19 protein-coding genes, 1 tRNA gene and 3 pseudogenes are annotated in these 21,900 nt (G+C 68.2%); 12 read left to right on the top strand and 11 right to left on the bottom strand.

What is annotated here, in order from left to right; translation table 11 throughout:
- The first annotated feature begins 49 nt into the window (after positions 1-49).
- On the top strand, positions 50-571 hold the full coding sequence (locus D7193_RS03270; protein ID WP_120777869.1) for a VOC family protein: 522 nt from the start codon (positions 50-52) through the stop codon (positions 569-571).
- A 24-nt stretch (positions 572-595) separates the two neighbouring features.
- A complete protein-coding gene (locus tag D7193_RS03265; protein ID WP_120777868.1) occupies positions 596-1,537 on the top strand; it encodes a hypothetical protein in 942 nt (313 codons plus the stop codon).
- A gap of 84 nt (positions 1,538-1,621) precedes the next feature.
- Here the strand turns inward: D7193_RS03265 and D7193_RS03260 are convergent, their stop codons facing one another.
- Positions 1,622-1,801, bottom strand: coding sequence for a DUF4236 domain-containing protein (locus tag D7193_RS03260; RefSeq protein WP_120777867.1), 180 nt, complete (start codon positions 1,799-1,801; stop codon positions 1,622-1,624).
- 109 nt (positions 1,802-1,910) lie between these two features.
- Entirely contained in the window at positions 1,911-2,825 is a 915-nt protein-coding gene (locus tag D7193_RS03255) for a helix-turn-helix transcriptional regulator (RefSeq protein ID WP_120777866.1), read from the bottom strand.
- A gap of 390 nt (positions 2,826-3,215) precedes the next feature.
- On the opposite strand from D7193_RS03255, the gene D7193_RS03250 reads away from it, so the two are divergent.
- Positions 3,216-3,992, top strand: coding sequence for an SDR family oxidoreductase (locus D7193_RS03250; RefSeq protein WP_120779221.1), 777 nt, complete (start codon positions 3,216-3,218; stop codon positions 3,990-3,992).
- A gap of 121 nt (positions 3,993-4,113) precedes the next feature.
- Here the strand turns inward: D7193_RS03250 and D7193_RS03245 are convergent, their stop codons facing one another.
- A complete protein-coding gene (locus D7193_RS03245; protein ID WP_007457244.1) occupies positions 4,114-4,545 on the bottom strand; it encodes an SsgA family sporulation/cell division regulator in 432 nt (143 codons plus the stop codon).
- 295 nt (positions 4,546-4,840) lie between these two features.
- Between D7193_RS03245 and D7193_RS03240 the strand changes: the two genes are divergently transcribed.
- Positions 4,841-5,404, top strand: coding sequence for a TIGR02611 family protein (locus D7193_RS03240; RefSeq protein WP_377456408.1), 564 nt, complete (start codon positions 4,841-4,843; stop codon positions 5,402-5,404).
- 50 nt (positions 5,405-5,454) lie between these two features.
- A tRNA-Val gene (locus D7193_RS03235) sits at positions 5,455-5,526 on the top strand.
- 74 nt (positions 5,527-5,600) lie between these two features.
- Here the strand turns inward: D7193_RS03235 and D7193_RS03230 are convergent.
- The 3 pseudogenes from D7193_RS03230 to D7193_RS03220 all read right to left on the bottom strand — a co-directional run.
- Positions 5,601-6,820: pseudogene (locus D7193_RS03230) on the bottom strand (tyrosine-type recombinase/integrase).
- A pseudogene (locus D7193_RS03225) lies at positions 6,820-7,018 on the bottom strand (excisionase family DNA-binding protein). The pseudogenes D7193_RS03230 and D7193_RS03225 overlap by 1 nt, the downstream one beginning before the upstream one ends.
- Positions 7,015-7,964, bottom strand: a pseudogene (locus D7193_RS03220) (replication initiator); the annotation flags it as partial. The pseudogenes D7193_RS03220 and D7193_RS03225, both read right to left, overlap by 4 nt.
- Positions 7,965-8,561: 597 nt before the next feature.
- Here D7193_RS03220 and D7193_RS03215 point away from each other — a divergent pair.
- Positions 8,562-9,605: an IS110 family RNA-guided transposase gene (locus tag D7193_RS03215; protein ID WP_120777864.1), complete on the top strand. Its 1,044-nt coding sequence runs from the start codon at positions 8,562-8,564 to the stop codon at positions 9,603-9,605.
- Positions 9,606-9,639: 34 nt separating this feature from the next.
- Here D7193_RS03215 and D7193_RS33165 read toward each other — a convergent pair whose 3' ends face one another.
- Both D7193_RS33165 and D7193_RS03210 read right to left on the bottom strand, forming a co-directional pair.
- On the bottom strand, positions 9,640-13,242 hold the full coding sequence (locus tag D7193_RS33165) for an NACHT domain-containing protein (RefSeq protein WP_147434322.1): 3,603 nt from the start codon (positions 13,240-13,242) through the stop codon (positions 9,640-9,642).
- A gap of 72 nt (positions 13,243-13,314) precedes the next feature.
- Positions 13,315-13,566, bottom strand: a complete 252-nt coding sequence (locus D7193_RS03210) for a winged helix-turn-helix domain-containing protein (protein ID WP_377456409.1) — start codon at positions 13,564-13,566, stop codon at positions 13,315-13,317.
- Positions 13,567-13,973: 407 nt separating this feature from the next.
- Here D7193_RS03210 and D7193_RS03200 point away from each other — a divergent pair, with 407 nt between their 5' ends.
- The 4 genes from D7193_RS03200 (at position 13,974) to D7193_RS03190 (ending at position 18,314) form a co-directional block, all read left to right on the top strand.
- Positions 13,974-14,192 carry a flavin reductase gene (locus D7193_RS03200; protein WP_120777862.1) on the top strand — a complete coding sequence of 73 codons (219 nt, stop codon included), beginning with the start codon at positions 13,974-13,976 and terminating at the stop codon, positions 14,190-14,192.
- Complete coding sequence (locus D7193_RS33635) at positions 14,189-14,362, top strand: hypothetical protein (protein ID WP_174242536.1); 174 nt, start codon at positions 14,189-14,191, stop codon at positions 14,360-14,362. The genes D7193_RS03200 and D7193_RS33635 overlap by 4 nt, the downstream gene beginning before the upstream one ends.
- A 490-nt stretch (positions 14,363-14,852) precedes the next feature.
- Positions 14,853-16,238 (top strand): PKD domain-containing protein, encoded by a 1,386-nt coding sequence (locus D7193_RS03195; RefSeq protein ID WP_158674764.1) that lies wholly within the window; start codon positions 14,853-14,855, stop codon positions 16,236-16,238.
- A 426-nt stretch (positions 16,239-16,664) separates the two neighbouring features.
- Positions 16,665-18,314 (top strand): hypothetical protein, encoded by a 1,650-nt coding sequence (locus tag D7193_RS03190; RefSeq protein WP_120777860.1) that lies wholly within the window; start codon positions 16,665-16,667, stop codon positions 18,312-18,314.
- A gap of 157 nt (positions 18,315-18,471) precedes the next feature.
- Here D7193_RS03190 and D7193_RS03185 read toward each other — a convergent pair whose 3' ends face one another.
- Positions 18,472-19,098 carry a hypothetical protein gene (locus D7193_RS03185; protein WP_147434321.1) on the bottom strand — a complete coding sequence of 209 codons (627 nt, stop codon included), beginning with the start codon at positions 19,096-19,098 and terminating at the stop codon, positions 18,472-18,474.
- A gap of 147 nt (positions 19,099-19,245) precedes the next feature.
- Here D7193_RS03185 and D7193_RS03180 point away from each other — a divergent pair, with 147 nt between their 5' ends.
- Positions 19,246-19,896, top strand: a complete 651-nt coding sequence (locus D7193_RS03180) for a hypothetical protein (RefSeq protein WP_147434320.1) — start codon at positions 19,246-19,248, stop codon at positions 19,894-19,896.
- A gap of 105 nt (positions 19,897-20,001) precedes the next feature.
- Here the strand turns inward: D7193_RS03180 and D7193_RS03175 are convergent, their stop codons facing one another.
- The gene (locus D7193_RS03175; protein WP_120779218.1) at positions 20,002-20,862 is read right to left on the bottom strand and encodes a PhzF family phenazine biosynthesis protein; all 861 of its coding nucleotides are present in this window, start codon (positions 20,860-20,862) and stop codon (positions 20,002-20,004) included.
- Between the two features lie 20 nt (positions 20,863-20,882).
- A complete protein-coding gene (locus D7193_RS03170) occupies positions 20,883-21,458 on the bottom strand; it encodes a hypothetical protein (RefSeq protein WP_120777857.1) in 576 nt (191 codons plus the stop codon).
- Between D7193_RS03170 and D7193_RS34800 the strand changes: the two genes are divergently transcribed.
- Entirely contained in the window at positions 21,421-21,687 is a 267-nt protein-coding gene (locus tag D7193_RS34800) for a MarR family winged helix-turn-helix transcriptional regulator (RefSeq protein WP_120777856.1), read from the top strand. The genes D7193_RS03170 and D7193_RS34800 overlap by 38 nt on opposite strands.
- The last annotated feature ends 213 nt before the right edge of the window (positions 21,688-21,900 follow it).

Raw genomic sequence — 21,900 nt, 5'->3', positions numbered from 1 at the left:
ATACCGCCAGTAGTTGAGCGTTCAACTAAACCGGGCTACCGTGGAGGGCATGGGAATCCACCGGCTCAACCACGCGGTCCTCTACGTCAGTGACCTCGCCCGCAGCGTCGCCTTCTACCGTGACGTCCTCGGCTTCCGTCCGGTCGCGATGACCCCCGACGGCTTCCGTGGCGCCACCTTCCTCCAGGCGCCCGACTCCACCAACGACCACGACCTCGGCCTGTTCGAGATCGGTGCGGCCGCCGGCCGCTCGACCGCCGGGCGCGCCACCGTCGGCCTGTACCACCTGGCCTGGGAGGTCGACACGCTCGACGAGCTGGCGGCCACCGCCGAGCGGCTGGCCGCCGCGGGAGCGCTCGTCGGCACGTCCGACCACGGCACCACGAAGAGCCTCTACGGGCAGGACCCGGACGGCCTGGAGTTCGAGATCGTCTGGCTGATCCCGGCCGACCTGCTCGACGACGCGGCGATCGAGGCGCGCAAGCGGATCGGGCGGCTCGACCTCGACCGCGAGCGGCAGCGCTACGGCGGCCAGACCCGCGGCGGCGTGGGCATCTCCGTACCGGCCTGAGGCGCCGTGCGGTAGAACGTCAGGATGCCGAGCGACCCGACCGCCGCCGTCCGCCGCGAACTGCTCGTCCGTCAGCTGGAGACCTGGCTGCCGGGGGCCCTGCACCGTTCGCGGCGGGCCACGCTCGCCCTGGCGTACGCCCATGACGACGCCGGCTCGGCCGACGCGGCCCTGGGGGTGGTGGCCGAGTACGCCGACCGGTTGCGCGGCCGGCGGCTCACCGTGCTCGTGCTCGCCGGCGAGGCGGCGGACCTGCCGGCGCGGCTCGGCCCCGTCGAGGCGGGACTGCCGGCCGACGTGGCCGTGCACCTGGTGCCCGGCGACCCGGGCCGGTTGCCGGTCGCCGTGAAGGCGGCCGGCGCCGCGGGCGCTCCGCTGTTCTCCTACGTGGACCTGTCCGCCCCCGGCCCAATCCCGCCCGCCAGCGAGAGCGGCGGCGGGGCGGGCGGGCCCGACCCCGCCGTGCTGCGCGCCGCGGCCGGCGGTAGGCCTGCCGAGCTGCTGCTGTGCGCCGGTGGCGACGCCCGCGCCGGCCTGGGCGCGGCCGGCTTCCCGCTGGTGACCGAGGTGGACCTGGTGCCGGGCGGCGGGCGACCCGCGAGCCGGATCGCCTTCGGCACCGGTTCCGACCGGAGCCTGGAGGCGTTCAAGGACGCGCTCTGGGCGGTCGACGAGTTCGCGGGCGTACGCTATCGCGACCCCGCCGACCCGGCGGGCCGGCTGCTGGACATCGCGCTCGACCCGGAGCCCGGCCCGCTGCGCCGGGAACTGCTGGCCGAGCTGACCCGCTCCGGCCCGCGCACGGTCACCGAGTTGCGCCGCTACGCCCTCACCTCGACCGTCTACCGCTCGTCCGACGCCGTCCGGGCGCTCACCGGCCTGCTCGCCGCCGGCTCGGTCACCCGCGACCCGGTCGCCGGCCGGCTCGGCGGGGACGTCGTCATCACCGCCGCGGTCACTGCCTGAGCGGCACCGGCCTGAGCGGCGCGGGGGACGAACGTCGAGCGGGGTGCCGGTGACGCCACCGGCACCCCGCTCGACGTCGGGAGATCAGCTCCGGGACTTGTCCTGCTTCCAGGACAGGGGACCGGGCAGGTCCACCCGGTGCGCCCGCGTACGGGAGTTCCAGGACCATCTGCCGATCTTGAAACTCCACGAGGAGAAGCCGTTCTCGGTGAAATTGAGGATGAGCGGCCCGATCTTCTGCCGCTTACGGAACACCACACCCATCGCCGGGCTCCCTTCCTCACCGTTCCCTGCCGTGTCGCGCTCGAACATGCCCGGAACGCCGGATCGTGAAACTCCGCGTGGTTCCACGGTGGAGCGACGGTGCGTGTGGTCAGACGCGCGAACGCGACAGCTGCGGACGCGGGTGGCCCGGCTCGGCCGGCGACCGGGGCCGGACGACCCTCCCGGCCGGGGCGTGGTCGCGGGCGGCCCGGAACGCGCCCGGGCTCATCCCCACCTCGCGGGTGAAGAACCGCCCGAAGTTCGTCGGCTCGGTGAAGCCGAGGCCGCGGCCGATCTGGGCGATGGGCTCGTCGGTGGCGGCGAGCAGGCGGCTGGCCTGCAACGCGACGCGTTCGTCGATCACCTGTTTGGCGCTGCGTCCGGTCACCGCGAGGCAGGCCCGGGTGAGCGTACGCACCGAGCAGCCGAGCCGGGCGGCGTAGTCCTCGACCCGGCGGCTGTGCCGGTAGCCGCGCTCGACCTCCCGGCAGAACCGCTCGAAGGTGACCTCCTCCGGGCGCGAGGCCGGCCGCGCCTCGCCGGTGAGCGTGAGCCGGAGCAGCAGCACCGCGAGCTGGTGACGCAGCAGCGCCCGGGCGGCGGGCATGTCCCGGTGCCGGGCACAGTCGACCGCCAGTTGGGTCACCTCGCTGATGACCGCGTCCTCGTCCTCGCCGGCGAGCTGCCGCCAGGCCGGCACGGCGTCCGGGTCGACGTCGAGGCCACGCAGCGCCGTCGCGTCCCAGCGCACCACCGTGGCGTCGAGCTGCGGGCACGGGCAGCGCAGCACCTGACCGGCGCGTACCCGCAACAGCGTGCCAGGGCGGCAGGGCAACGGCTGGAAGTCCAGTTCGGCGTCACCGTGGCCGCCGGTGGTGAGCACCAACAGGTCCTTCTCGACGAGCACCGGCCGGCGCCAGCCCGGGTCGCCGGCCAGATCGGCGAGTGCGAGCGTGTCTATCTCGACCGGGAAGGGCAGCGCGGCGTCGAACGGGACCGGGGGGAGCTGACCGGGAGAGTGCATCGCAGCTGACGGTAGCTCGCGCCGCAGGTCATCGCATCTCCACGCCACGCCGGCTCCCGCCGCGCGGGCGGGTTAGGGCCTGTGTCGAAGTCCCTGGCCGGCCTGCGGCGGGCCCAGACGACGACCGGCGGCGTTGGCGCTTCGGCCGGATACAACACCGGTATCCGGCCGAAACCCCGCCTTGCCGGATCGCCGCCTGGACTTCGCCTCGGCTCGACCGAGGACTTCGACACAGACCCTAGGCGGGGACCCGCGCCGGGCGGGCTTGTCCGCGTCCGCGCGGCCGGGCTACGTTACCCGGCGGTAGCGCCGTGCGGCCGCGGCACGGCCGGCGGCCACCGCCGCGCGGGCACGGCCGGCGGCGACCCGGCGACTCGCGATGGGATGGGCATGACGGATCTGTTCTCGGTCGAAGGCAAGACGGTCCTGGTCACCGGCGGTTCCCGGGGGATCGGGCTGATGATCGCCCAGGGCTTCGTCCGGGCCGGCGCGCACGTGATCATCTCGTCGCGGAAGGCGGACGTCTGCGCGGCGGTCGCCGAGAAGCTGTCCGTCGAGGGGCGCTGCGAGGCGATCCCGGAGGACCTGTCCAGCGACGCCGGCGCCGAACGGCTCGCCGCCGCGCTCCGCGACCGGGTCGAGCGGCTCGACGTCCTCGTCAACAACGCGGGCGCGACCTGGGGAGCGCCGCTGGAGGCGTACCCGGAGGCCGCCTTCGACAAGCTCTGGGCGGTGAACGTCAAGGCCGTGTTCCGGCTCACCACCGCCCTGCTGCCCGCGCTGCGCGCCGCGGCCCGCGACGACGACCCGGCACGCGTGATCAACATCGGCTCGATCGACGGGCTCCGCGTGCCGTGGATGGAGGTGTACGCGTACTCGGCCACCAAGGCGGCCGTGCACATGCTCACCCGCAGCCTCGCGCACCAGCTGGCCGGCGAGCGGATCACCGTGAACGCGATCGCGCCCGGGCCGTTCGAGAGCAAGATGATGGCCTTCGCGCTGGACGACCCGGCGTCACGGGCGGCCATCGAGCAGCAGGTGCCGCTGGGCCGGATCGGCCGCCCCGAGGACATGGCGGGCACGGCGATCTACCTGTCCTCGCGGGCCGGGGCGTACCTCACGGGAGCGGTCATTCCGGTCGACGGCGGCATCACCACGCACGGCTGACGCGTGGCCGCCCCGGGGCGGACGGTGCGCGTACGCCTGGGGCGTGCTGGAGCCGCGCGGACTCGGCAGATCCGCGCGGCTCCGGTGGCCGGTGTGGCCGGTGTTACCCGGTGTGACGGTCTCAGCGACCGGCGAGCAGTCGGTTGACCGCCGTGTCGACGTCCAGGTGCTCGGCCTCGCGGCCGCGCGGGACGACGACGTAGGTCCGCCGCAGGAAGCGCACGAGCACGCTCCTGGGCACCTCGAAGAGAGCGTTGCCGTCGGGTGACGACAGCGCGAGCGCGACGAAGTCGCCGCGCGGCGTGGCCCACGGCCACACCCGGACGTCGCCGATCCCTGCCGGCTCGTCAAGGCCGGTCACCAGCAGCTCGCGGGCGAAGGACCAGCTGACGGCCTCGCCCCCGGCCGACTCGGCGTGGAACAGGACATGGACCGCATACGGGTCAGCAGGGTCGTAACGCAAGCTGGCACGCACCGGCAAGGCGGTGGCGTCAGGCGCGACGAGCCTTAGCGACGTCTCGACCTCTACGGTCGTCGGTCGGATGACACTCATGGACGTTCTCCCCCCGGCACCGCTGCGGAACGCGCGTGTCCCGCTTTTTCCCATACTCAGGTGCTACTCCTGGCTACGCTCCGCCATACGCTGACTTCACCCAGTGGTGGGAAGGGGTTCGGAAAGGCCTCCAGAATGTGAAAATTCTTGTAGGATTTCCGGTTCTGCCCAGTGCGTCGTCCCGCCCGGCATCGGGTGGCTCAGTCGTCGACTTACTCCGGTAACGTCCAGTCGTCGGAAGGGGTGACGGTCCCGAGCGACACTAGGGGTTGAAATAGTCACGAAACGATCCTCAGTGGATCCGATCGCGGCGCCCGGCCCGCCGAACGTCGCGGTCCGAGCAGCCGAAAAGCGGGGGTACGCGGTGCCGATGGATCAGCACGACCGGGCCGGTCGGCCGGATTCCGCCGAAGGGCCGGCGGAGCGGGTCACAGGCGGTCTAGCCGTGGCCGACCGGCAGCCGCCACGATGGCGACGACGCATCTCCACCACCCTCGATCTCATCCGTGCCAACCCCACCGGCCGGATCACCCTCAAGATCTTCATCGCGATCGCCGGCGCGATCGTCGTCACCGTCGGTGTCGCCCTCATCCCGCTGCCCGGGCCGGGCTGGCTGCTGGTCATCGCGGGGCTCGGCATCTGGGCCGTCGAGTTCCACTGGGCACGCCGGCTGCTCACCTTCACGCGACGGCACGTACACAACTGGACGCAGTGGGTGACGAGACAGTCGCTGCTCGTCCGGGTCGTGCTCGGCGCCGTAGGGCTGATCTTCGTGGCCGTCGTGCTGTGGCTCTCGCTGAAGTACAGCCTCGGCATCGACGTGGTGGCCCGGATCATGCGATACCTCGCGACGCACTGACCCCGGATTCGCGGACGGGGGAGCGGATCAGGTACAGTCATCCGCGCTGAGGGCGATTAGCTCAGCGGGAGAGCGCTTCGTTCACACCGAAGAGGTCACTGGTTCGATCCCAGTATCGCCCACGCAGGTAGAAGGCCATTCCCATTCATGGGGGTGGCCTTTTTGCTGCCCGTACAGCAGCGAAGTACAGCAACGGTCAGTTGCCGAGGGAATCGCCGAGGCGCTCGAGGGCGTCGCGGGTCGCCTTCGATGAGACCTGGGTGTAGATCTCCATCGTTACGGAGAAGCGGGCGTGCCGGAGCACCTGCATGGCGACTCTGGGTGGACGTCGAGGTCTGCCAGGAGGGTGGCGCAGGTCCTTCTTGCGTCGTGGACGGTGATCGGCTTGACGCCTGCTCTCTCGCACCTCGTCTGCCAGGAACGTTGGAAGTTGCGCGGCTCGATGGGTGTGCCATAGCGGGTGGCGAATACCAGTCCGGTTTCGTGCCACGCCTTGCCGGCGGCTGCTTCGGCCTCGCCGCGTTGTTGCTGCCTGAGCCTGAGAGCGGTCAGGCAGATGTCGGGCAGGGGGAGGGTGGCGTCGGACGCCTGGGTCTTGGTGTCGCGATGGAGGAGCTGCCCGCGGACGCGTTGCAGTTGGCGGCCGACGGTCAGCTCTCCGGCGTCGAGGTCGACGTCCTCCCACGTCAGTCCCAGGGCCTCGCCCTTGCGGAGTCCGGTGACGAGGACCAGGGCGTAGGCGGCGTAGAGCGGGTCCTCGTCGGCGCGGGCCGATTCGAGGAACTTTCGGGCCTCGTCGCTCGACCAGGACTTGCCCCGGCGACGGCGGACCGTGGCCAGGGTGACCGGCACGGCCGGGTTCCTGGTGATGAGGTCTTCGGCCTGGGCGTGGGTGAGGGCGGCCCGCAGCGCGGCCCGGATGTCGCTGACCGTCCGCGTCGACGGGACGGCCCGGCAGCAGCGGCCGACCGCGCAGCAGCGCCGCTTGTCCTTCCGGCGGGCGGCGTCCTCGCCCTGCGCGCAGCACTGGCAGGTCCGGGCCACCTGGTTGATCCAGGTCTGCACGTCCCGCGACTGGAGCCGGTCGAGTCGCTTGGTCCCGAGACCGGGGGAGATGTAGCGGCGGACGAACGTCTCGTAGGTGGCGTAGGTCAGGGCTGCCCGGTTCGGCTGGATGATCTCGGCCAGCCAGTACGTGAGGAAGCTGCCGACCGTCGGGACGCTCGTCCCTACCGGCCCTTGCTTCGCCTGCTGGTGCAGCTTGATCCACTCGTCGTGGACCGCCTCACGGGTCTTGCCGTAGACGTACTTGCGGTCACGCCGGCCGTCGGGCTTGGTGACCCACGCGTACGCGGCGAAGCCGTTGCGGTACGGGAAAATCGAGCCTTCGCCGTTGGCTCGTGCGCGTCCGGGCATCAGGCTGCCTCCTGGCGTTCGACCTGGTCGCGGACGTAGTCGTCGACCCATTCAGGGAGGATGCGGCGGTACTTGCCGTCCTTGATGGAGCGCAGCTCGCCGGTGGCAATCTTCATCTTGACCTTGGAGATGCCGAAGCCGAGCAGGATGGCGACCTCGGCGGGCGAGTACCAGCGGGGGCGGAGGGTCGTGGGTCATGCGGCCACCCCCAGCCACGCCTCGTGGGCGAGTTCTTCCCGGCCGATGCGTCTGCTTTCGCGCCGCTGCCGGGCGGCGGTGTTGGCGAGCAGGGCATCGCCTTCGGTGAGCCAGCCGGAGCCGATGTAGGTGAGGGTGCCGATGGTGATGGTGTCGGCCGGTTGGTCGTCTTCTTCGCGGCGGTAGGTGGTGCGGGTGTCGCGGAGCAGGCGGAAGGTGACGGAGTAGCGGCGCGCTTTGGTGAGGAAGTGGCCGCCGAAGCCGAGCATGTGTGCCCAACGGCGCAGCCCGACGTAGGCGTTGAGTTTGGTGTCAAGGCCGGCTTGACGGTCGTCGGCAGTTGCGGCGCCGCTGGCGGTGTCGGTGTGGGTGGTGCGGCCGAGGTGCCAGCAGGCGTCGATGAGGCGGGCGAGGTGGTCGCCTTCCGGGTCGGCGTAGTCGTCGATCGTCGCGGGGATGAGCCGGGTGAACTGATGGCCGGTGGCTTCGGTGGCCTTGGTGGCGTACTTCGCCAGGTAGGCGGCCACCTTGCCGTCCGTCAGCTTGCCGCCGGCGCTGTTGATCCGGTGGACGTCGACCTGCTCGCCCCAGGCGACCAGCCAGCCCTGCGGCCGGTCGGGGTGCGGGGTGTGGTGACGGTGGTCCGAAGGGCGGCGGTGTGGACGGCGGCCTGCAGGTCGTCGACGGTGATGCCGATCGGCGGCGGCACGAGCGCTTCCCGGTCGTCGGGGTCGACGCCGTCGAGGCGCAGCAGGACATGGAAGTGCACCGCCGCTCTGCATTGCATCTCGGCGAACTTGCCGTGCGACACCCGCACGGGCGGCACCCAGCGGACCTTGCCCGAGGCCGTGACGACCCGAACGAAGGGAATGCCGCGTTGGCGGCAGAGGGCGGCGAGGTGACGTTCGATGGCCTGCTTGGTGCGCCGCCACAGCTCGCCGGAGAAGTAGTAGGGGCTCGACCGGGTGAGGGTGGGCCGGCAGCCGGCCGCGCCGCGCGGCCCAGGAGCCCGCGCGGCGTAGGGGAGCGGACGCCGGCCGCGTCGGCGAGCTGGCGGCGGGCGCGGGGTCGCGGTTAGGGCGCCTCCGGCGGGGGTGCTCCGGCTCCAGGATGGCCGGGGCTCCGCCGGCGGGTCGCGGTCCGTGGGTGGTTGCGGAAGGTGCCATCCCGCCAGCCGCCGACCCGGGCGAGCCGAGCAGACCACCGCCCGACCCGCCAGCGTCCGTACGGGCCGTCAGGGTCCGCTTGACGTGGCGGGCCAGGCGGTGGCTCGCTTCCCCGGGAAGGGCGGGTCGATGGCAGACAGTGAGGATGGTGGGGTGGGTCACCGGGTTGGTCTGACTCGCCGGCAGACCGACGTTGCTGTCCTCATCCCGATTCGTCGGCCGGCCCGGTGGCTCCGCGAGCTGCATGTCACCGGTCAGGCGTCGTGACCTGATAGGAGTCTGTGCGAGAGGCGCCCACCACTGGGTTGTCCGCATCGCCTGACCGGTGATGTGTCCACGTGTTCTCGACTCGACCGAGAAGGGCGGACCCCACCAGCATGGCAGCCAAGAAGCGATCGGTCATCGGTGGTATCGACACCCACCGCGCCGCCATCATCGACAGCACCGGCGGACTCCTCGGCGACGCCGAGTTTCCGGCGACCACCGCCGGCTACGCGGATCTGCTGGCCTGGATGCGCTCCTTCGGGCGGGTCGCGGCCGTGGGCGTGGAGGGCACCGGCAGCTACGGGGCCGGGCTGGCCCGCTATCTGACCAGCAAGAAGATGGCCGTCGTGGAGGTGGACCGGCCTGACCGCCGCGCTCGTCGCGCGAAGGGCAAGTCCGACTCGATAGACGCTGTCGCCGCCGCCCGGGCGACCCTCGGCGGCACCGCCATGGGCACCCCGAAGACCCGCACCTGGCCGGTCGAGGCGATTCGCGCCCTGAGGGTCGCCCGCCGAGGAGCGGTCAAGGCCCGCACCGCCGCCCTAAATCAGATGCGCGGCCTGGTCGCCGCCGCCCCCGAGCCCTTGCGAGCCCACCTGACCAGGGTCAGCGCCGCCGTGCTGGTCAGCCGGTCCGCCGCACTGACCTACGACCCGGCCAGACTTCACGAGCCGAAGCACGCCACCGCCGCAGCCCTGGTCGGGCTCGCCCGCCGGGTCACCACCCTCACCGAGGAGATCACCACCCTCGACCGGCAGGTGACACCCATCGTCCAGAAAGCGGCGCCCCGCACCACGGCCCTGTTCGGTGTCAGCCCCGACGTTGCGGCCCAGCTGCTCACCACCGCCGGCGACAACCCAGACCGACTGCACTCCGAAGCGGCGCTGGCCCACCTCTGCGGCGCAGCACCCATCCCCGCAAGCTCCGGACGAGTGCGCCGCCACCGCCTCCACCGCGGAGGCGACCGCGGCGCCAACCACGCCCTGCACACCATCGCACTCTGCCGCATGCGCTACGACCAACGCACCCGCGCCTACCAGCAACGACGCACCACTGAAGGCCTCAGCAATCAAGAGCTTCTCCGCTGCCTCAAGCGCTATATCGTCCGCGACGTCTACACCGCCCTACGCGCCGACTTCGCCGCCCTCACCCCTTGACCTCCATAGGAGCATCGGGGCGGCATAACCGCTCCTAATCGTCCCAATTATCGAGGTCTAGCATTACCCGAACCGGCTTAGGCGTTCCGTGCAGTATTGATGTGGCCAGCGCCGCTGGGTCTGGGCCAACAGTCCTACAGTCGATGCAAGAACGCCTACCCGCCGGGTTTTCGGTGCCGCAATGCAGGCACTTCCATCCAGGATTAGGCTGTTGGGAAATCCTCGCGAGCTCGCTCTGTACTTGCGGGTTATCCCTACGTTCCAGGCGCTCCACGGCGCATTCAACGACATTGCCATCAGGATCTCTGAGTAAGGTGGTCATCTCCGGTGGAATAGAGCCATCCTGTGGCAGTGGCAGAAATTCTGCCGCGATGCGTCGTAATACGGGGCTTGGATCCATGGCCCATTCGACAAGGATTTCATTGCCAACGAGAGATAGCAACGCAACCGCCACGATCCGCTGGCGTTCGGGAGTACGTAGCTTGCGGAGTACCTCTCTCAGTAGCGGCACAGCGAGGTCTGCTACAGGTACACGCCACAAAGCTCTTGCTGCCACCCATGCCGTACCGACGCCAAGAAAGAACATGCTGGCCAGAAATCGAACGGCACCTTCTTGGTCCTCAATTGAGTCCCAGGCCTGCAGTGGACGCGGTTCGGCGTCATCGAAAATGTAGAAGAATGCGTCGTCGCTGCCCGCTGTTGCTATCCGATCCAGGGTCAGCGACGCCTGAGCCGAAATTACTTCGGTATCGAACTGGCCTAAACGCATGACTAGTTGAACAAGGGGCCAAAACCACTGATCGTAATCGTTGAAGTCCGGCCAGGCATTTATCTGGTTAAGATTCAACGTCTCGCAGAGCGACCCAAGTTCAGCAAGACGTGTAGCTTGTTGATAGGTCAATTCGGAGCCGGGACTCTTTGCTAGATCCTTCAATAGTCGCAAATGAGCATGTCTGTCGAGGTCTGCTAGACGGGCGAAGGACTTACTGAATCCGCTCCAGCGCTCGCTCTCAATCTCGTTCGCGATATCTTCGAATCCACGCGCGCGAAGGAGTTTGCACAACCGATCGTGCATTCCCATTGAACTGTGGTCGAGGGCCCTTACAACAAGCTCCGTCGCCTCTTGTCGCCGGCCGAGAAGTTCTTCGGCAGCTCCTTCGATGGCTCGGCTGTAGAGGCCGTCGATAGTCGCAAAGCGACCTTTCTGGGCGGTGTCTCTTTGAGGTAAAGGCGAGAGACCGCTGACCTTTAGTGTATCGAGCAAAAGCCCGTCTCGATCGGCTGTAGAAATTACCATCTTCCCGCGTAGGAGAAGAGTTGTGCGTCCAATCGTTCTGTAATCCTCGGGGAACGACTCGAGGGCGTCAAGTAGGGCATCAGACTGTTCATTCCCTTTGGCTAATTCAAGGGTTCGTGACCAAAGCTGCCATGCTTCTGCGTCTCCACGCCCCGTATCTTCCAGTAAAACTCTGAAGAGACTGCCGAACTCTGGTTCCACCGCCGCTGCACCCTGCCTAATTGCGGTGATTGCGGCAAGTAATAGCGCATGATTTCGACTTCTGGCCGCTTCTCGGAGCAGTTCTCTAGCTACTAGCTCAGACAGCCCAGCGGCAAGAATCAGCGGCTCGTGCCGTCCTGCCTGAACAACTTCGGCTATCCACTCTACGACTTCCTGCTCGGGCCTAGTGGAGATGTGGACTGCCTCGCCAATTTCAAGAAACAATTCTACCCGCGGGGCCACCTTCTCGTCACCCCCAGAAATAACAAATATGCCGGCCTCATCCCAGAATCTTGCAATGGCCTCGGCGGCAACTTCGGCTGGCCCCTGAGTGAGACCCCACCGATCGACCAAACAACCTTCTATCTCGTGAAGGACTTGACCGAATGTGCACTGTCCACCGGCAGTGGCGATTCTTCTTGCCTCCACCGCGAATCCGTCGAGCAGTGCCTTGGATGCTGACCTGCCAGCTAGGGGGCCCATTTGAAGGGCGTTGCCTAGTCTGGCCTCTTGCCTGTCGACGAAGCCCGTTACTGCGGCGTAGAGGATTGAAGCGCGGTGTGTCGGTAGAGTGTCATCGCTTTTTGTGGCCGCGAGCAAGGACAAAAGGATTGGCATTAGAGGAGTCTCGCGCAGGCTTCTGTCCTTATTCAGGGTGCCAGTGACCCAACGCTCTCTGGTCCGCACCCAATCCTCATCCTTCGCCGGATTCGAGGCACTTGCCTGCGTCTCTAAGATTGCACGTACGGTTTTCTCGATCTCCTTCGGCGGGGCAAGTCGTAAATCTTCCCAGCCAAGGGATGAGGCATGACCGTAGGAAACGTCCCGCGTGGCCAAGAGGACATCAACGTCAGGTGAGAGGCCGCACACGAACTCGTCGAGTTCTGACACAACTTGGGCTCGCCGTCCGTGTGTCTCATCCAAAGCGTCAAGAAGCAGAGCAACGCGGCCTTCTTCGAAGCGCGCTTCCAGCTCTTCCTGAATCAGTGGCCGAGAATCGGCGGGAAGATCTCTAAGTGCCACCTTCAACAAGCGATCCCGGAACCCCAAAGATTGGTCCTGGCGGTCGACGTCTTTAAGTGATGCCAGTACCGGAAACGGTGCTTCCTGAATATCCAAGAGTCGCGCGGCCAACACCGACAAGGCGAGAGACTTGCCACCGCCGGGGAGTCCAGTCAATACCATGCGACCGCGACGGATAAATGCCCATAGCAAGTCACGGCTATCGCGGCCGTCCTCCCCGGGGGCTATAGCCTCAATCTTCGCATCAACCTTCGCCAGCGGTATTGGTGGCGTAGTCGCGCCTAACGGTCGAAGGTCAACCATGCTGCCACGGTTTCGCAGCGCCGTCCGATATTTCTGCCGGGCTCCTTCCTGCTTCGTCATTCGGGCGGCGGCGGTTCCCTCCGACGTAAGGACCCTGTATCCTCCAACTGTTAATAGGTCAAGCCATCCGTGTAGGAGGAAGCCTCCCCTGAGCCTTGCGGTCTTTCCGGCGAGGGAAACAAGGTCGCGCCAAGCGTTTAGGGACGCTTCCCTTCCGACAACTCCATCCAGTAATCGAATTGCCTGGCGGGAATCCTGTTGCTCTTCTTCTTCGAGAGAAAGGACGTGGATCGAAGCGCACTTAAGCAGCGACTTGCGCTGGCTGGCTGTAAGGCCGGACAACTCGGCATCGAGGTATTTGAGGGCGTCCCGCTCTTCGTGGGTTGGTGAGCCGGGCTTATCCAGTTTGTGGCGATCAAGTAGCCGCTTCAAGTCGTAGGCCCATTTTGGCATCTGGCTGGTAACTAGGACCAATCGCTCGTTCTCTTGTATGCCACGTTGAGCGGCGAGCCGCCATTGCGCTATTGCGCTCGAAAAGGGCTTGCCTTTGCGCAGCGTCCGCTTTGCTTGAACGGTGGCCCGCCAGCCGGACTGGAACTCGATGCCGACGTCATCCACGACATCGTCGGTCTCAAGGGCTACGGCCTGGACGAATGCGACGGCGGGTGGAACGCCGAAGCCGATGAGGGCCGCGCCTGCAAGCCCATGTGCGACGGCGTAAGCAGCAACTGCTCGCCGATACTCGACGCCTGCGTCTCCGCTTGCTCCGCCGATTGCTCCGATCGGTGTAGCTGACTCAGCCGTGCTGCTCACAAGTGCTCACCCAGCCCTCGCGGATGCATCCTTCAGTCCAAGCAGGGCGCCGGCGCCATCGAAACTCGATGCCTAATCGACGACGAAGACCCCTACTCCAGGCAACGTCTCGGTCATCCCCTTGATCCTTAGCACCTGCATGGCGCGGTCAATCACCGGCTCGGTGACCCCGTAGTGCTCGATCAACTGTCGCCGGCTGGGCAGCTTGGAGCCGGGCGGGAACTCGCCGGATGCGATGCGTTCGGCGAGGTCGTCGGCAATCTGCTCGTAGCGGTAACGCGGTGGCACGGTGTTCCCCTCGGTTGGCAACACGAAGTAGACCACCTACGTCAGCCCTTGACTACCCAACGGTACCTATGGGAGGTTGGCGAGGAGGTCGATTCCCCCGGTTGGCACTGTGGGCCGTCCTCGCCGGCGTGGATGTCCGGCGCATCCCCCGCGATCGGGCATCCACGCCTCCGGACACGTGCGGCACGAGGAGGCGGCAGTGCTCCCTTCCAATCCCTCAGCTCGGCGGTTCGTCGCCCTGGCGGCTGTGGCGGGCCGATGAAGCGGGTCTCGTACGACCAGTACGTCCTGGCAGCAGCGCTCACCCTCGCCCGTCGCCATCGGCCCGTGTGGTCCTGGCGACACTGGCGACACATCTGCCGCTGCGGCGCGACCCTGCCATGCCGAAGCCGCCATCGCATCCCAATCAACCGCTGCCACTGGCCCAGCCAGGACGGGTCACGATGACTACTCACCACCCGATCAAGCCGGCTTGGTCCTGCGGCGGCTGCGCGGGGGAGTGGCCCTGCCAGACCCGGCGACGGGTGCTGCGAGCCGAGTACGACCGCGCCCCGGTGTCGCTGGCCCTCTACCTGGCCGCCCAACTCGTCGACGCCGCTCAGGACCTGGCTCACGTTCCCGCCGGCCACCTGCACCGTCGGTTCCTCGGCTGGACCCGATGAGCATCCTGCGGCCCGGCGACGAGAAGTTCCACTACAGCGACGGCTCCCACAAGTGGATTCCGCCGGATCCGGACTACGACCAGGAGGTCTGGGACGAGCAGGTGCGCCAGCACAAGCAGAGCCACCTCAGGAACGAGCAACCCAAGGTGCGCATCCAGCGTCTCGTCTGATGCCAGCAGTGCAGCAACGAACTGCAGCAACCATGCCAGCCGATCTCGACCGCAACGAGCCGACGCAGCGTTGCTCGTCGCGGTGCTGGCCGTGCTCACCGCGCTGGAGCGGCGCGTGCCACCCTAGCTCCGGCTCGAACCCGTTACACCCGGAGGCGGAGACATGCGGGCTGGCGACTGGTGAATGTGCAAATGACGCGTGTCCCGAAGCGCAATGGCGGTCAGCATCGCAAATGGACTTGATCGCCATCGCTCGATCGGATGAAAAACCCCGGTCTGTAACTCATCTGCCCCGGTCAAGGCTCGCCGGCGCCACGAACGCATTTCACTTTCGACCGTTCCTTCCGCCGGCCGGCGATTCATGTAACGCCGTACCTCAATGCGTCGCCATGCCTCGTGACAGCGTCGTCAACCCACATGTTTCGGAGGAGAAATGGTCAGACGCCGAATCTCGCGATTGGTCGTCGCGTCCGCGGCGATCATCGCGTTGGTGGCCGCGGGACCGACCGCGGCACACGCCCAACCGACGAACGACGACTTCAGCGCCGCCACGGCGGTGGACAGCCTGCCGTTCGTCGCGAACGTCGACACGACCGACGCCACGTCGGACCCCAGCGATCCGACCGACTGCTACAACAACGGGTCCGTCTGGTTCGCCTTCACACCGACCACCGACATGCGGATCCAGGCCGACACCTTCGGCAGCGACTACGACACCGTGCTCTCCGCATGGACCGGCACCCAGGGCTCGTTGAACCTGATGGCCTGCAACGACGACTACAGCGGAACCCAGTCGAAGATCGACTTTCCCGCCACCGCCGGGACGACCTACCATTTCATGGTCGGCCAGTGCTGCGGCAACGGCGGCAGCGGCGGCGGCGCTCTGCGATTCGCAGTGACCTCGATCCGTCCGGCGGTGAACGACGACTTCGCCGACGCCATCACGATCGACTCACTGCCCTACCCCGACGTGGAGGACTTCGGCGCCGCGAGCGGTGAGCCCGGAGAGCCGGACTCATGTTTCCCGGCGACGAGCACGGTCTGGTACGCGTACACCCCGTCGACCACGCAATCGATCACGGCCACGGTTGGCGGCCAGTCGGGGCTGGGCATGGCTGCCTACACCGGCACCTCGCTCACCGGCCTGTCACAGGTTGACTGCAGCTCCTTCTACACGTACGACCCGCTGACGTTCGTCGCCCAGGCGGGCACCACGTACCTGTTCCAGGTCGGCTCGAACGCGCCCGGTGAGGTCGTCTTCCGGCTCGACGTGGCACCGAACCCGACGGCCGAGTTCTCCTTCTACACGTACGACCCGAGTGTCTTCGACACCGTCCAGTTCAGCAACTACTCCGGTGACCCGGCGGGCGTCGGGATCTCCGCCTACCTCTGGGACTTCGGTGACGGGACGACGTCCACGGCCGACTGGCCCACCCACCGGTACGCCGCCGACGGCGACTACGTCGTACGGCTCACCGTGACGACGTCCGACGGACGGACGGCGTCGACCACGCACACCGTGCAGGTACGCACGCACGACGTCTCCATCCAGCGGCTGAACGTCCCGGCGACGGCACGCGTGGGGCAGACCATTGGCATCAACGTCTACCTCCAGAACGTCCGTTACCCGGAGAACGTCCGGGTGACCGTGGCCAAGAGCACTCCCGAAGGCTTCGTCGAGGTGGGCTCGCTGACCCAGGAGGTCGCGGTGCGGACTACCGGACAGTTGACCCGCTTCTCGTTCTCCTACACCGTCACGAGCGACGACCTGGCGCTGGGCAAGATCACCTTCCGCGCGACCGCGGTGCTGACCGCCCACCGCGACGCACTCCCCGGCGACAACGAACTGCTCTCCTCGCCGGTCAAGATCAGCTGAGTCACCCCGTCCGGTTACCCCGGCGCGGGCGGTGATGTGGAGCCCTGACGTCTCTCTGCGAAGAGACTCAGGGCTCCACTCGACCGCAGCGGAGGCTCAGCAGGCAGGGGAGCTGGAGCCATGGCTTCCGTGAGGAATGGCAGGACGGCCGAACATGGTGGTCGCGTCCGCGTCGCTCTGGATGAGACCCGCGTGTAGACCTCCATCGTCGCGGAGAAGCGGGCTTGCGCTACTGCAGAGATGATTCCCGGCTCCAAGGCCACCGTTCTCCGTCGCGGTCGTGCTACGCCCCGTGTAACGCCGCCGGCGACGACATCGCCCCATACCAATGGAGCGACGATCTTGTCGCCGACCCGGCACCGGCCTCCGATCACGACACGCCGGCTCGCTGGGCACCACGGGGTATCAACCGAAGGGAGACCGCGTATGCGGTTCCGCACAGTGGCCCGCTCGGCCCTGGCATCGACGCTGATCGCGGCGACGGGACTTGTCGCCGCCGTCGCACCCGCCCAGGCCGCGGACACCAGCACCGTCCTGCAGGGGGTGAAGTTCGTCAAGGACATCGCCGCCGCCAACGGCCGGCTGTTCATCTCCGCCAGCAATCAGATCCTCGTCACCGACGAGAGTGGCACCACGGTCGGTGCCGTCACCGGGCTCGCCGAACCGCACGGCCTGGCCGTCACGCCGGACGGCAGCCGCCTCTACGCGGCGCTCAACGCCTCGAACGAGATTGCAGAGATCGACACCACCGCGCTCACCGTCACCCGACGGTTCGACCTGGCCGCGTACCCGTACCCGGCGTACGTGTCGCTGGCGGGCAACCGCCTCTGGGTCGGGCACGGCTCCACCAACAGCTGGAGCGGCGGTATCGTCGGCCTGGACCTGTCCGCGGCGACGCCGGAGCCGGTCCGCATCGCCAGCGGCCTGTACGGCCCACCGAAGATCGCCGCCGGCGGGTCCACCGTGGTGGCCGGCGACACCGGAAGCAGCCCCGCCGACCTGTACGTGTACGACGTCAGCACCACCCCCGCCACCCTGCGCGGGGTGCTCGACGGCCACGACAACAGCTTCATGTACCTCAAGGACATCACCATCACGGCGGACGGTTCGAGAGCGATCACGGCGTTCGACTCGCCGTACCGCTACGACATCTGGGACACCGCCAGCTTGACCAGGGTCGGCGCGTACGGCGAGGAACCCACCTTCGTCGGCTTCCCGCAGGCCGTCGCCCTCAGCCCCGACGGCGCCCACGTCATCGGCGCACGCGCCTCCCGCGACCGCATCGAGCTCGCCGGCCCCCGCATAGGTGTGTACGACGCGGCGACGACCACGAAGCGGCACACCGCCGACAACCCGGCCGGCCAGGTGGTGGAGGGCGCGATCACCTTCTCCGGCACCGACGCCTTCACGGTCCTGTATGAGATGTCGACCGGGCGCTACACGCTGTGGCGGCTGCGGGGCGCCACCCTCGCGGCGTCCTCGGTGACCGTGACCGCCCCGGCCACCGGGACGGCGCTCGTACCGCTCACCGTGACCGGCCGGCTGACCCTGTCGGACGGGTCGGTGCCCGGCGCGCAGCCGGTGGTGGTGACGCGCCGGCACCCGGACGGCACCAGTGCCACGCTTGCCCCGGTGACGACCGCCACCGACGGCACCTTCAGTCTCACCGACACACCGCCGGTCGGCGGGACGGTCCACTACGACGTGCTCTGGGACGGCAACTCGGCCTTCCGCTGGAGCCAGGCCACCGCGACCGTCGAGGTGGCTCGGCAGCCGGCCACGCTGAGCCTGACCGGCCCGAGCGCGGCCAGCACCAACCGGAACCTCCGGTTCAGCGGCGTGCTGGAGACCCCCGGGCGGGCACTCGCCCCGGGCACCACGCTCACGGTGACGCGCATCCTCAACGGCGAGGACATCACCACCGTCTACCTGCCCGCGGTGACCCCCGCCGCGGACGGGACCTTCCGCTTCACCGACACGCCCGGCGCGGCTGGCGAATACACGTACACCGTCCGGTGGGACGGCGACGCCACGTTCCTGCACGCGCGGGCCGACCACGTCGTCGTGGTCGGGTAACCCGTACCGCGGCTTCGACGGGGCCGGTCTCCTTCGCGGGGACCGGTCCCGTCTCGTGCTCAGAAGTCGATCCGCACCACGACCCGCCGCAGGGGGAGCAACCTATGGCAGCATCACAGTCCTCGACCTGACCGGTCACATGCTCCGACCGCTGGGGCTACTGCTGCCGAAAGCGGGTCAGGAATTCGTCTACCAGGTGTGGTTTGGTGTCATCCATTCGGGTCCGAGTGCCCGTCGTGATGCCGCCGGCCTGGCCGCCGCACGTGTAGATCAGCGGCACCGGTGGCCGGTTCGGGTAGCGCAGCACGAACGAATGCTCGTGGCTGTGCCCGCCTAGGAGGCAGGACTCGCCCATCGGCTCTGGGGCGGCATCGGGCCACCAGCCGCTGTGTAGCCTCTGCCACTGCCGCCAGGCATCGTTGCGGTTGGGTAGCTGGTTGAGCAGCGCGACGAAGTCAGCGGCCCCGGCACGCAGCACCCGCTGACGCGGCGGGTCCGCCACTGCGGGTCCCTGGCTACGCAGTGTCGTGGGTGTGATGCACAGCAGCACCTCCGTGGCGCCGGGCGGCACGAGCGCGCCAGGCGCGTCGACGAACTGGCGCTGCTCCTCGATGACCGGGCAGCCATCCGATCCGAGCGGAATCTCATAGGGAGTGCCGGCCATTTCCGGCCAGGGCGACGCGATGCGCCGGGCCCAGGCGATCGTGACCATACCCGCGGCTATCGCGATCACCGTCACCATGACGACCATCGCCCAACGCCGGCGCGGGCTCCACGTGGTCACTGGCCACCTCCAACCTGGCGATTGCCTCAGCGGCGAACTTACCGGCGGGCAATTCGTAGGTGACGACGGCCACAAAGGGCGGTGACCCCATCTGCGGAGGCACGGCCGAGCCGGGCGTGTCAGCCCGGGCCGGGTACCGTGCGCGATGTGCACGAGCGGAGCGGTGGCGCGCGGCAGGTGTTCGTGTCGGGTGCCCGGCAACCAGACGTCGGTGACGCACCGCTGATCGATCTGGACACCGCGTCGGGGCATGAGGCGTCCCCACCGTCGCTCACCGGGCGACTGCGGCGCGAATGGCGACGATGGCGGTCGAGACGTGTGCCGATGCTGCTGGTCGTCGCGCTGCTCGCCCCCGCCGCGGTCGTAGGCGGCGTCGCGACTCACTGGTGGGCAACACGCCATCAGCGTCTGACGGACGAGTCGATCGTCTCGGTGCAGGTCCTCGGCGAGGGGGGCCTGACGGGCGGCGGCGGAGGTGGGGAGCTGGTGGAGGTCACGTCCTCCGTCCTGGTGATGAACCTCGGCCCCCTGCCGGTGGAGGTGACCGGACTCCACGTCGCGCAGGCCCCGTTGACCCTTGAGTCCGTTCGGTCGGACGTCGTGCGCCCGGGGACGCGGCCGTTCACCGTACGGCTGACGTTGAGTTGCGCCACGGGGGTGCCGACCGAGCCGGTGCAGGTCGTCGTGTCTCTCCGGACAGCGGACGGGACGTCTCGTCGGACGTCCTCGCTGATGTCAACCAAGCCCTGGCGGTACGCATACGACGCGATGTGCCGACCGATGACCGGTCTCCGGTGACGGTGACCGGTGACGCCCAACGCGTCGCCGAGGCTGTCGCCGTACCCCCGCTGCTCGGCTCCAGAGTCGTACCGACTTCGCCCCAGGCGGCATCGATTCGGTTGGTCAGACCCTGCTCGCGTCGATGTCAGGAAGGGCAACGGCGGTGCCGGTGACGGCGATCCCGGTTCCGGGTTGGGCGGGGATGTCTATCGTGAGCAGGCTTGGGCGGCCCATGTCGTGGCCCTGGTGCACGGTGACCGTCGCGGGCGGCGTCACCAGGCGCATCTCGCGCAGATAGCCACCCAACGCTGCGGCCGCCGCACCGGTCGCGGCATCTTCGACCACACCACCGGGCGGGAACGGGTTACGCGCGTGGAATACCAGCGCGGACTCGCGGTAGACCAGGTCGATGGTTGTCCAGTCGCGTTGGGCCATCAGGCTGGCCAACGCCGCCATGTCGTAGTCCAGGCTGGCCAGGCGTTGCCGGCTCGCGGCGGCCACGATGGGATGCCACGCCCCGGCGAACGCGATCCGCGGCGGCAGCGTCGCGTCGAGGTCGTCCTGCGGCCAGTGCAGCGCTTCGAGCAGCGCCGAAAGGTCGCCGGTGGAGATGGGTTTGCTCTGCGGTTCGACGCTGATCAGCGTGGCGGTGACAGCGCCGTCCGTCGACACGTTGGTGGTGACCTCGACAAGGCCCGCCCGGGTGTCCAGATGCAGAACCCCCGGACCGTGCCGCTCGGCGTAGGCGACTGCCGATGCGATGGTCGCGTGGCCGCAGAACGGGACCTCCGCCTTCGGGCTGAAATAGCGCACCTCGAAATGCCCATCCCCGCCAGGCACGAGGAACGCCGTTTCGGAGTACCCGACATCGGCGGCCACTCGCTGCATCTCCGCGTCGCCGAGACCGGTGGCATCCAGCACCACACCGGCCGGGTTGCCGCCGGCGGGATCGGCACTGAACGCGGTGTACCGCAGGATCTCCATGATCACGATCATAGTTGCGCTCACCTGGAAGAGCCCGCAGCCCCGGCCCGAGTTCGAGCCCGGACTCGGAGCCAATCAAGGCCGACGGTGAGGAGAAGCAGCGGAACGGCGAGGTAGGCCACGAGACCTGCGGCGCGCTTCGCTACGGTGGCGGCCCCTCCGAGGTGTGCGGGCAGGTCCCCGACGGCGGGCCAGGTCGACAGAATGGTCCAGACAGCCGCGTTCTCGCCGTAGTCGAGCACGGTCATCGCGACCGCGGGGATCAGCAGGAGACTCCACCTTCGGCTCGGCAAACGCCGGATCAACAGGGACGATACGAGCAGCAGGGCCAGGCCGCAGAGCAGCGGGTACGCGAGGTCGAGCAATTCCAGGCGGAGATAGGCCCCCCGTCCCTCGGTACCGCAGGCCGCGACCAGATCGCGTGCATCCGCGGCGGTCCAGTGGCCGCGTACGTCCAGGGCGCTCCGCCCGTGGCAAGCCCGGGAGACCGCGCCGGTCAGGCCGGGCCAGCCGAACATGGCCAGTGTGCTGATCCCGTAGAGAACCTTCGCCCGGTGGATGTCCGCCCCGGCAACGACGGTTTCCAGCCACGTCAAGCGACTGAGCGCGCGCGGGCACGTCCGGCAGGTTCCACACCCAGAGGATCGTCGGTCGTACCGCATCACTCTCACCGACGCGGGCCAGCACGCTTACACCACAGCAGGCCGGCATTTCCGGTCCGTCCTGGCCACTGTCGAGGCGGCCCTCCCCAGGCCCGCCGGCGACGTGCAGCAGGCGCTACGGGACCTGCACGCCGCAATCGGCGCGGCCGCCCAGCGAGCATGATCGCCCACGGAGAGCGGTCGACAAGGCGCCCGGATCTGCCGCTGACGTCGGGACCTCGGGCCCGGCGCTGCAAGATCGTCGTCGGATTCGTGTCGGCGAGTGACGAACCATGGCGCCGTGGGGTCCAGGGCTGCTGCGCTCACCGTCGGATGGCAAGCTCGTGTCTCGTGATCGATGATCTCGCGAAGGACTATCTGCACGGCCGGCTCGGGT

Origin of the sequence: Micromonospora costi (genome assembly GCF_003626655.1) — a bacterium.
GTDB lineage: Bacteria > Actinomycetota > Actinomycetes > Mycobacteriales > Micromonosporaceae > Micromonospora > Micromonospora costi.
The sequence above is the reverse complement of the archived record's forward strand: the minus strand, read 5'-3'. Positions and strand labels throughout refer to the sequence as shown.

Bases quoted from the DNA above. Each gene is read 5' to 3' on its own strand.
- D7193_RS03270 (WP_120777869.1), top strand. From the start codon at position 50: ATGGGAATCCACCGGCTCAACCACGCGGTCCTCTACGTCAGTGACCTC.
- D7193_RS03265 (WP_120777868.1), top strand. From the start codon at position 596: ATGCCGAGCGACCCGACCGCCGCCGTCCGCCGCGAACTGCTCGTCCGT.
- D7193_RS03260 (WP_120777867.1), bottom strand. From the start codon at position 1,801: ATGGGTGTGGTGTTCCGTAAGCGGCAGAAGATCGGGCCGCTCATCCTC.
- D7193_RS03255 (WP_120777866.1), bottom strand. From the start codon at position 2,825: ATGCACTCTCCCGGTCAGCTCCCCCCGGTCCCGTTCGACGCCGCGCTG.
- D7193_RS03250 (WP_120779221.1), top strand. From the start codon at position 3,216: ATGACGGATCTGTTCTCGGTCGAAGGCAAGACGGTCCTGGTCACCGGC.
- D7193_RS03245 (WP_007457244.1), bottom strand. From the start codon at position 4,545: ATGAGTGTCATCCGACCGACGACCGTAGAGGTCGAGACGTCGCTAAGG.
- D7193_RS03215 (WP_120777864.1), top strand. From the start codon at position 8,562: ATGGCAGCCAAGAAGCGATCGGTCATCGGTGGTATCGACACCCACCGC.
- D7193_RS03200 (WP_120777862.1), top strand. From the start codon at position 13,974: ATGACTACTCACCACCCGATCAAGCCGGCTTGGTCCTGCGGCGGCTGC.
- D7193_RS33635 (WP_174242536.1), top strand. From the start codon at position 14,189: ATGAGCATCCTGCGGCCCGGCGACGAGAAGTTCCACTACAGCGACGGC.
- D7193_RS03190 (WP_120777860.1), top strand. From the start codon at position 16,665: ATGCGGTTCCGCACAGTGGCCCGCTCGGCCCTGGCATCGACGCTGATC.
- D7193_RS03175 (WP_120779218.1), bottom strand. From the start codon at position 20,862: ATGGAGATCCTGCGGTACACCGCGTTCAGTGCCGATCCCGCCGGCGGC.
- D7193_RS34800 (WP_120777856.1), top strand. From the start codon at position 21,421: ATGTCCGCCCCGGCAACGACGGTTTCCAGCCACGTCAAGCGACTGAGC.